The organism is Paraclostridium sp. AKS73 (genome assembly GCF_025671395.1).
GTDB classification, from domain to species: domain Bacteria; phylum Bacillota; class Clostridia; order Peptostreptococcales; family Peptostreptococcaceae; genus Paraclostridium; species Paraclostridium benzoelyticum.
Map to the genome: position 1 here is coordinate 1 of NZ_JAIXHU010000064.1, position 9,670 is coordinate 9,670.

Sequence of the window (9,670 nt, forward strand, 5' to 3'; positions counted from 1 at the left end):
TTTTCTTAAGGACAAGTAATACTATACCACCTTAATTTAACATCGTCAACACTTTTTTTAAATTTTTTTGCTTTTTTTTATTTATAAATTTAAACTTTTCTTTGTTAAGCTTTCCAAATGCTGATGTTTTTTATTCATATTATTATATATTTTTTATATTTTATAATTCTAGTAAACTATCTATTCTAGTTCTATCAAAACCTAAAACATGATTCCCATCTATAATCAAAACGGGTACAGACATGTATCCAAGTTTAATAAGTGTTTTTCTATTTTCATCACTACCAGATATATTATACTCAATATATTTTATGTCTTTTTCTTTTAAATATTTTTTTAATTCAATACATTGTTTACATTTATCACTGCTAAAAATTTCTACTTTATTCATACTTTTTTAACTTCTCCTACTTTTGTTTTTGAAATACCACTCTTGTATTTTTGTTTTACATATATTAGATTAGTATTAAATATTAAGTGTAATATGTCAATACTGTGCTTCAAATAATTAATATTATTCGTAAGTTTATATAAATATAAAATATTTATAAAGCTAATTTTAGGAGGGTTCTAATATGAGCAAGAAAGTATTAATTATGTCCGCATCTACAGGCGGTGGACATAATAGAGCAGCTAGAGCTATTAAAGAAGAACTAATAAAAAAGACACTTGACGGAGAAAATATAGAATGTAAAATCATAGATAGTTTAAAACTTGTAAATACTACTATGGATAAAATTATATCTAGGGGATATGAGAAGTCTGCTATATATACCCCTAATGCATATGGAAAAGTTTATAGATTTTCTGAAACTGGACTTGTTTCTAAAAACGAGTTTAAAGGAAACATGATAACAAGTTTCATGGCTAAACGTTTTAGAAGATTACTTTTAGATGAGCAACCAGATTTAATCATAGGAACTCATCCTTTTCCTATGATAGCACTTAGTACTTTAAAAAAACAATGTAGCACTAATAGTAATCCCGTATTTCATACTAGCTTTAACGATAACTTTAATAATCATTTTAATACTGAAACATTCCCTACACTTATTTCAGTATTAACTGATTATACAACTCATTCTACATGGATACAGCATGAGTTAGATTACTATGTTGTAGGGCATGAGTATGTTAAAGAGCTTCTTATTTCAGAAGGTGTTGATGGTGATAAAGTTAAACCTCTCGGAATTCCAGTTGAAAAATCATTTTTACAACATAGAAATAGAGAAACAGTTTTATCTGAATTAGGTTTTGATCCAGAAAAGTTAACAGTTCTTCTTATGGGTGGTAGTTTCGGAGCTGGTAATATGAAAGAAACATTCGAAGAAATGCTTGATATAGATAGAGATTTCCAAATTTTAGTTATTACAGGTAGAAATGAATCGCTTAAAGAAAAACTCTCTAAAAAACTAGAGAGTCATATAACTAATAAAACAGTACATATTTTAGGATTTACAGATAAAATGAATGATATTTTAGCTTCTATTGATATACTTGTTACAAAACCAGGAGGACTTACAACGACAGAGGCTTTATTGAAAGATGTTCCTATGATAGTTCCATACTATATACCTGGGCAAGAAGAGGAAAATTTAGATTTCTTGTGTAATTGTGGTTCCGCACTTAGAACAACTAAGAAGTATACTTTATCAGTGCTATTAAAAGTAATAATAGATGATCCTTCTAGACTTGAACTTCTTAAAAAGAATATTAAGTCAATCAGAAAATTTAATTCTTCTCAAAACATAGCTAGTCTTATAGAGGACGAATTATCATAATATAAATAAAAACTGTAGATATAATCTCTACAGTTTTTTTATCTATCGCATAAAAACCTAGTACCTAGGTTCATAAAAATCTTCTTCATAATCATATTGATAATTTTTATAATTATTCTTGAAACTGCTCTCTTTTGATTTGAAAGATTTTTTACTTTTCTTTTTTATAAGAACACTCATATCATCATCTTCAGTGTATTTTAATTTATCTTTAGATGATTTTAGTTTCTTATTTCTTTTTTCTTTCATAGCATTGTACTCTTCAAAATTCATAGCTGATTTCATTTTGCACCCCTATTAAAATTTTTAATAAAATTATACAATACCGCCATTGAAACTTCAATATTTTCATCATAAATTTTATAAACTAAATTCTTATAAAAAACGACATTAAATTTAATATAAAAATAAAAAAAATCGAGAATAAAATCTCGATTTTTATATTTCTCTTCTTCCTTCTAATGCTTTAGTTATTGTAACTTCATCAGCATACTCTAAATCTCCACCTACTGGTAAACCATGTGCAATTCTAGTAACCTTTATTCCCATAGGTTTTAAAAGTCTTGCTATATACATAGCTGTAGCTTCACCTTCTATAGTTGGATTTGTTGCCATTATAACTTCTCTTACTTCTTGATTTCCTAATCTTTGTATAAGCTCTTTAACTCTTATCATATCTGGACCTATACCATCCATAGGAGAAATCACTCCATTTAATACATGGTATTGGCCATGGAATTCTTTTGTTTTTTCCATAGCTGCTACATCTCTAGGATCTTCAACTACACATATAATTCCACTGTCCCTATTTTTATTGGAACACATACTACATGGATCTTTATCTGTTATATTATAACAAATAGAACAATATTTTATTTCCTTCTTAGCTTCTACTATAGCATTAGATAAAGCTTCTACATCATTCATATTCATATTAATAACGTGAAAAGCTAGTCTCTGTGCAGTTTTTCTTCCAACTCCAGGAAGCTTAGAAAATTCTTCTATTAGCCTTGAAATAGGCCCTGAATAAGTTTGCATCTAATCACCTACTAGAATAACCCAGGAATATTCATTCCTCCAGTTAATTTATTCATTTGTGAAGATTGCATATCATCAACACTTCTTAATGCTTCATTAACAGCGCTTAATACTAGATCTTGAAGCATCTCTATATCATCTGGATCTACAACTTCAGGTTTTATTTGAATATCAACAACTTCTTTTTTACCGTTAACTTTAACTGTAACAGCTCCTCCTCCAACAGAAGTTTCGATTTCTTTTGTTTCTAAGTCTTCTTGCATCTTTTGCATATCAGTTTGCATTTTTTGAGCTTGTTTTAATAATTGGTTCATATTTCCAGGCATCATTCCTGGGAATCCTTTTTTAGCCATATATAAATTCCTCCTTAATTATCCTTTTTATTTAATATGCTATTATTATATCATATTCGTATTTATTATTTAATTTCATTTTCATTTATACTTTGCTTAATGTCTATTATTTCTTTAGGAAAAACGGATTTTAATATTTCTTCGCCTTTATCCTTTTGTTCTTTTTCTATTTCTAATTTTATATTTTTTGTTTCTGACTTTAAAATTATTTTTATACTGAAACTTCTATTCAGTATTTCTCTTATTACACTCTCTATATAATTTCTAGTTTTTTCATCACTTAATTTATTTTTTGCAAATGCAAAGCTATCATCAAATACTATATATAAGTTATTTGCACTTACATTAAACTCTTTTGCCTCTCTTAAAATAGCATATACAGGCATATTTTTATCTTTCTTTATATGAGTAAGTATATTTTCCCAAGATTTCTCTATTAGCTCAACATCTTCACTTTTGACTTCTTCATAAAAAACTTCTTCCTCAGCTTTAACTTCATTTTTTTCACAAGTTTCTTTATCTTCTTTTTTACTTTCTATCTCAACATTATTATTTATATTTATTTTCCCACTCTTTATAACCTCTTCTAAATTAGATATTCTTTTTAAAAGAGATTCTTTGCTTTCATCAAACATTGGTTGAGATAATTTCATTATACTAACCTCTGCTAATACTCTAGGGTTCGAAGATACCTTAATCGCATCCTGAGTTGTTGATAGTATATTAAGTATCCTAATAATATCATTGACATCTATTGTACTTGCCTGCACTTTTAACTGTTCAACTATTTCTTCTGGTAAAGAAATTATTTCATCTAAATCACTAGATACTTTACACACCATTAAGTTTCTAAAATGATCTATTAAATCATCTATCAAGTTCTTTATATCTTTACCCCATACAACAAACTCATTCAATATCTCTAAACATTTCTTTGTATCCTCTTTTATAACATACTCTGCCATTTCAAATAGCTGCTCTATATTTACTGTTCCCAATAAATCTACAACATCTTTGTACTCTATATCATTTTCACTAAAGGACATACATTGATCTAATATACTAAGTGCATCTCTAAGTGCACCTTGAGAGTTTCTTGCTATTAAATTTAAAGCTCTGTCATCTACAACTACATTTACATCATCGCATATTTCCTTCATTCTATTAGACATATCTTTAACTGTAACTCTTTTAAAATCAAATCTTTGACATCTAGATAAAATTGTAGCAGGTATTTTATGAGGTTCTGTTGTCGCTAATATAAATATTACATATGAAGGTGGCTCTTCAAGTGTTTTTAAAAGTGCATTAAATGCACCTTGAGATAGCATATGCACCTCATCTATTATATAAACCTTATATTTACATTTTGCTGGAGTATATTTTACATTTTCTCTAATTTCCCTTATGTCATCAACACTATTGTTTGATGCTGCATCTATTTCTATAACATCCATGATGTTATCACTTAGTATATCTTTACAAACTTCACATTCATTACAAGGTTCTTCATCTACAGAGTTTTGGCAATTTAAAGCTCTTGCAAAAATCTTTGCAGTTGAAGTTTTTCCTGTACCTCTAGTTCCACAAAATAAATATGCATGTCCTACATTATTATTTTGGATCTGATTTTTTAAAGTTCTAATTATATGTTTTTGTCCTACAACGTCTTTAAATGTTTGAGGCCTGTAGGCTCTATACAACGCCTTATGCATAATTTATCTCTCCTTAATTCTAAAATCCCGATATTTTATTATATACCAATTAAAACAAATATTATCTATTTCAGTATAAATCAATTACATATTTTTTTATATTAAAAAAAATCCCTCATACAAGGGATTTTGTTTTTATATTAAAGCTGTGCACCATCTATTGACTTACTATCATAGGCGTTACCTAAACAGTTAGCTCGACTTAGGCACCCCCGCGGCACACGAAAGGATTCACTTACCGTTGCTTCCTTCCGGATCTGGCGGAGTTTATGAGCTTCCGTTGCGCAGGACCTAAGTGTCAACACCACTTATTTAGGGCAGCCCTACAATATATAAGCCTCTAGATGGAATTCAACCCTGCTATAGCGGATTGCAGGTTACAGGACACCGCTACCTTCCCGTCTAGCACAGCAAACTTATAACCATAATTTTTTTGGCGGAGAGAGTGGGATTCGAACCCACGATACGGTTTTACCCGTATACTCACTTTCCAGGCGAGCGCCTTCGACCAACTCGACCATCTCTCCTTACTGTCGCTTTCTTAACTCTTTAAAAAATTTTTGTAATACATCTGAACATTCTTCTTTTAATATATCAAATGTTACATCTATATTGCAAGTATTAAAGTAGTCAACTTTGAATTCATGTTGCTTTTCTATATTTAAGTTTTTTATATGCTTAGTTCCTATTATAAGTTTTTTTATCCTTGATTGAACTATAGCTCCACTACACATTATACATGGTTCCATAGTAACATACAAGTCGCAATTTATAAGTCTCCATCCACCTAAGTAATCTGAAGCCTTTCTTATTGCTAATATTTCAGCATGGGCTGTAGGATCATTTAATGTTTCAGTTAGATTATGCGCTCTAGCTATAATTTCACCATTCCTCACTATAACTGCACCTATGGGTGTCTCGCCTTTTCCATAAGCTTTATATGCTTCTTTAATTGCTTCACTCATATAAAACGATTTGTCCATGCTTCCTCCTAAAACCTATAACATCTTTAATATTACCATAATTAAATTTATAATTCAACTTAAATTTTAACCCATATTCTAATATAATTCTACAAATTTAATGTTATTTCTAATACATTTTTTATTAAATCTAAAGTAGGTTTTGATTATGAATTATTAAAATAAATAGGAAGCTTAGTATATAAGCTCCCTATTTAGATAAATAAGATTTTTAAATCTTATAATTCGTCTTTCTTTATAACATCAACACCCATATATGGTCTTAATGCTTCAGGAACTACTACAGATCCATCAGCTTGTTGATAGTTTTCTAATATAGCAGCTAAACATCTTCCTACTGCTAATCCTGATCCATTTAAAGTATGAACATATTCAGCTTTTGCTTTCTTATCTCTCTTGAATCTTATTCCAGCTCTTCTAGCTTGGAAATCTTCGAAGTTTGAACAAGAAGAAATTTCAACATATCTGTTGTAGCTTGGCATCCATACTTCTAAATCGTATTTAAATGCAGCTGTAAATCCTAAGTCTCCTGTACATATTCTTACAACTCTATATGGTAATCCTAATATTTGTAACATAGTTTCAGCATCATTTGTTAGTTTTTCTAATTCTTCATAAGATTCTTCTGGCTTAACAAACTTAACTAATTCAACTTTATTGAATTGATGTTGTCTTACTAATCCTCTTGTATCCCTTCCTGCAGATCCTGCTTCAGATCTGAAACATGGAGTATATGCACAATATTTTATTGGTAACTCATCTGCTGATAATATTTCATCTCTGTGTATATTTGTTACAGGAACCTCTGCAGTTGGTATTAAGAAGTAATCAAGACCTTCTAATTTGAACATATCTTCTTCGAATTTAGGAAGTTGACCTGTTCCTATAAAACTAGTTCTGTTTGCCATAAATGGTGGTAATACTTCTGTGTATCCATGCTTCTCAGTGTGAGTATTTAAGAAGAAGTTTATTAATGATCTTTCAAGTCTAGCTCCTAAACCTCTATATAAAGTAAATCTTGATCCTGTTATTTTACCTGCAGTTTCAAAATCTAATATACCTAATCCTGTTCCTATATCCCAGTGAGCTTTGTTTTCAAAATCAAACTTTGTAGGATCTCCCCAAGTTCTTATTTGTACATTATCTTCATCTGTTGTTCCTTGTGGAACATCTGGGTGAGGAACATTAGGAATTCTCATTAAGTTATATTCCATTTTTTCTTCTACTTCTTTAACTTTCTCATCAAATCCTTTTATCTTCTCAGATAATTGCTTTAACTTAGCTTTTGCTTCTGTAACATCTACACCTTCTTTTATTAATTGAGGTATCTTCTTTGATTCTACATTTAATTCATTTTTCATAACTTCAACTTCTTGAAGTAATTCTCTTCTCTTATTATCTAATTCTACAACTATATCAAGGTCGAATTCTTTTTCTCCTCTTATTTCCATTGCTTTTTTTATTTCATCTAAATTTTCTCTTATTCTTTTTATATCTAACATTTGTCTTCCTCCTATAGAATATTTTTATATTTTAAAATAAAATAACGTTACCCCTAATGATGTAATAGTGATTTTATTTCAATTTTCAATTTTCAATTTTTGTATAAAAAAAGACCCTCGTACCCCTTAAAAAGGGACGAAAGTCTGTTATCCGCGTTGCCACCCTAGTTGTTTACATTTGTAAAATATAAACCTCTCAATCCTGTAACGTAGGTATACGACCAATCTTACTATTATTTTCGGATTAGTAGCTCAGGAATGGATTCAAAAACCATTGTAATGAGTTCTCACCAACCACTCACTCTCTGAATACAAACTTGCTTTTTACTATTTTCCGTCTTCGCCATATTCTTTGTTCTATTTGTAAATCATTATATTATATATATTATCAACTTTCAATACTAATATTCAAAAAGTTTTATTATTTTTATTATTTTTTTATATCTTCATCACAATTTTTATAATATATAACTCTTGAAGGGAAAGGTATTTCAATATTGTTCTCATCAAATTTGGATTTTACCTTCTCCATTACATCAAAGTATACACTCCAGTAATCATCAGTCTTTACCCATGGCCTTGCTACTATTTGCATAGCATTTTCACCTAATGTATTTAATCCAATTATAGGTTCTGGATCTCTTAATATTCTTTTATCTTCCTTAAAAATTTTTGCTAGTACATCTTTTACAACTTTTATATTTGTATCGTAAGCTACACTAAATGAAAAATCTATTCTTCTTTTTTCTTGATGTGTATAGTTAATTATATTGTCACTAGTTAACTTAAAATTAGGAACTATAATAGCTTTATTATCAGGAGTTTTTAGTATTGTGCTAAAAATTTGTATATCATCAACTGTTCCTTCAACCCCAGATCCACCTATATAATCTCCAGTTTTAAACGGTTGAAAAATAAAATTATCATACCTGCACCTAAATTTGACAGTATTTCTTTAAACGCTAAACCTAAAGATAAACCAATAACTCCTATCAGTGATACCATAACTGTCATAAAGGATTGTACAGGGAAGTTAATTATATCTAGACAGGTCATAATAACCATAAGAACACTAGATCCATAAATAGCATATGATGCAAAATTAGCTACTCCTCTTTCAATATTGTATTTAAGTATAATCTTTTTGCTATATCTCTTTAACCATTTACAACCATATAATCCTACAATAAGAAATATAATCGCATAAATTAATTTAGGACCACTATTTTTAACTGCATGAAAAAAGTTTCTATGGTTTTTTGAGATACTTGCGTTGTAGTTCCACTAATCATAAGCTCACTCTCCTAACTTGATGTATTTATTATAAGTCTATTTTAATAATTTTTTCTTTTTATTTATTATATCTCTAATTATTTTACAATATTTTTTTAATTAAATGCAATTCTTCTAATACATATTTATAGAAAATAAAAAAAAGCTATGAAAATTCATAGCTTTAAATTCTTTCACATGAGTTCATCGAATTACTATCTACTATTTTTTTACAAAATTATCAAGATCCTGTATTTTACTACTATCAGCTAAATCAATTTTTATATTCATCATCTCTTCGTTTATAGGTCCTTGCGAAATTGAATTAATCTTTAAATTATTTTCTTCAGCTAAATTTATTAAATCTAGAATACTCCCTCTATTAACTTCTATACTAAACTTCATTTTTACCTACCCCTTTTTAGTATCTTTTAATAAAGATTATTCAAGCTATATTTAAATTATTACACTTTGTACATTTAAATTAAATTTAATCTCATACAGTACAAAAGTAATCTTTTTATTTTCACACAACAAAAAGTGGTTAGGATTAACTTTATAGCACAGTGGCCATTTTAAAGCATCTTTTCTCATCTCTTTATATCATACCATATAAGCGTAATTCTTCTTTATTTTACACAACAAAAAGTGGTTAAGGTTTAGTTTGCAACGCCGAGGTCATTCAAAGCATCTTCTCAGCTTTATGACCCAAGTGCAAACTAAACCTTAACCACCACTACTAAATCCACGTAAAATAAAAAAGATTACGCGGCTACGTCCTACTCTCCCAGGCAGCTTCCCACCAAGTACCATCGGCGCTAAAGAGCTTAACTTCTGTGTTCGGAATGGGAACAGGTGTATCCTCTTTGCTGTAATAACCGCATAATCTTTATTTAGAGTTAGTACTCTAAAAACTGAATAACATTAGTAAGATTAGATAATCTTGGTCAAGTCCTCGATCTATTAGTATCGGTAAGCTACATACATTGCTGCACTTACACCTCCGACCTATCAACAGGTAGTCTT

11 protein-coding genes, 1 tRNA gene, 2 rRNA genes, 1 other RNA gene, 1 pseudogene and 1 other annotated feature are annotated in these 9,670 nt (G+C 29.2%); of the genes and pseudogenes, 1 reads left to right on the top strand and 15 read right to left on the bottom strand.

Going from position 1 to position 9,670, the window contains the following annotated elements:
• Positions 1-160: 160 nt before the first annotated feature.
• On the bottom strand, positions 161-391 hold the full coding sequence (locus LEQ07_RS19105) for a glutaredoxin family protein (RefSeq protein WP_263331865.1): 231 nt from the start codon (positions 389-391) through the stop codon (positions 161-163).
• A 184-nt stretch (positions 392-575) separates the two neighbouring features.
• On the opposite strand from LEQ07_RS19105, the gene LEQ07_RS19110 reads away from it, so the two are divergent.
• On the top strand, positions 576-1,781 hold the full coding sequence (locus LEQ07_RS19110) for an MGDG synthase family glycosyltransferase (RefSeq protein WP_046822001.1): 1,206 nt from the start codon (positions 576-578) through the stop codon (positions 1,779-1,781).
• 57 nt (positions 1,782-1,838) lie between these two features.
• On the opposite strand, the gene LEQ07_RS19115 is transcribed toward LEQ07_RS19110, so the two are convergent.
• The 14 genes and pseudogenes from LEQ07_RS19115 to LEQ07_RS19175 form a co-directional block, all read right to left on the bottom strand.
• Entirely contained in the window at positions 1,839-2,066 is a 228-nt protein-coding gene (locus LEQ07_RS19115; RefSeq protein ID WP_046822002.1) for a hypothetical protein, read from the bottom strand.
• Between the two features lie 153 nt (positions 2,067-2,219).
• Positions 2,220-2,819 carry a recombination mediator RecR gene (gene recR / locus LEQ07_RS19120; RefSeq protein WP_046822003.1) on the bottom strand — a complete coding sequence of 200 codons (600 nt, stop codon included), beginning with the start codon at positions 2,817-2,819 and terminating at the stop codon, positions 2,220-2,222.
• 11 nt (positions 2,820-2,830) lie between these two features.
• Positions 2,831-3,172: a YbaB/EbfC family nucleoid-associated protein gene (locus LEQ07_RS19125; RefSeq protein WP_021428128.1), complete on the bottom strand. Its 342-nt coding sequence runs from the start codon at positions 3,170-3,172 to the stop codon at positions 2,831-2,833.
• A 65-nt stretch (positions 3,173-3,237) separates the two neighbouring features.
• Entirely contained in the window at positions 3,238-4,887 is a 1,650-nt protein-coding gene (dnaX, locus tag LEQ07_RS19130) for a DNA polymerase III subunit gamma/tau (RefSeq protein WP_263331866.1), read from the bottom strand.
• A 146-nt stretch (positions 4,888-5,033) separates the two neighbouring features.
• Positions 5,034-5,298: signal recognition particle sRNA large type (gene ffs / locus LEQ07_RS19135), an RNA gene on the bottom strand.
• A 23-nt stretch (positions 5,299-5,321) separates the two neighbouring features.
• A tRNA-Ser gene (locus LEQ07_RS19140) sits at positions 5,322-5,414 on the bottom strand.
• The gene (locus LEQ07_RS19145) at positions 5,415-5,870 is read right to left on the bottom strand and encodes a nucleoside deaminase (protein WP_021428132.1); all 456 of its coding nucleotides are present in this window, start codon (positions 5,868-5,870) and stop codon (positions 5,415-5,417) included. It abuts the tRNA gene before it with no gap.
• A gap of 218 nt (positions 5,871-6,088) precedes the next feature.
• Positions 6,089-7,372, bottom strand: a complete 1,284-nt coding sequence (gene serS, locus LEQ07_RS19150; protein ID WP_046822005.1) for a serine--tRNA ligase — start codon at positions 7,370-7,372, stop codon at positions 6,089-6,091.
• Between the two features lie 129 nt (positions 7,373-7,501).
• Positions 7,502-7,722 (bottom strand) — a binding site (T-box leader).
• Positions 7,723-7,802: 80 nt separating this feature from the next.
• Positions 7,803-8,288 (bottom strand): mechanosensitive ion channel family protein, encoded by a 486-nt coding sequence (locus LEQ07_RS19155; protein ID WP_317852132.1) that lies wholly within the window; start codon positions 8,286-8,288, stop codon positions 7,803-7,805.
• Positions 8,255-8,437, bottom strand: a complete 183-nt coding sequence (locus tag LEQ07_RS19160; RefSeq protein ID WP_263331867.1) for a mechanosensitive ion channel family protein — start codon at positions 8,435-8,437, stop codon at positions 8,255-8,257. Before LEQ07_RS19160 ends, LEQ07_RS19155 begins: the two co-directional genes overlap by 34 nt.
• A gap of 108 nt (positions 8,438-8,545) precedes the next feature.
• Positions 8,546-8,638: pseudogene (locus tag LEQ07_RS22725) on the bottom strand (hypothetical protein); the annotation flags it as partial.
• A gap of 228 nt (positions 8,639-8,866) precedes the next feature.
• Complete coding sequence (locus LEQ07_RS19165; protein WP_263331868.1) at positions 8,867-9,049, bottom strand: hypothetical protein; 183 nt, start codon at positions 9,047-9,049, stop codon at positions 8,867-8,869.
• 361 nt (positions 9,050-9,410) lie between these two features.
• Positions 9,411-9,527, bottom strand: a 5S ribosomal RNA gene (rrf, locus tag LEQ07_RS19170).
• Between the two features lie 60 nt (positions 9,528-9,587).
• A 23S ribosomal RNA gene (locus tag LEQ07_RS19175) occupies positions 9,588-9,670 on the bottom strand; the annotation flags it as partial.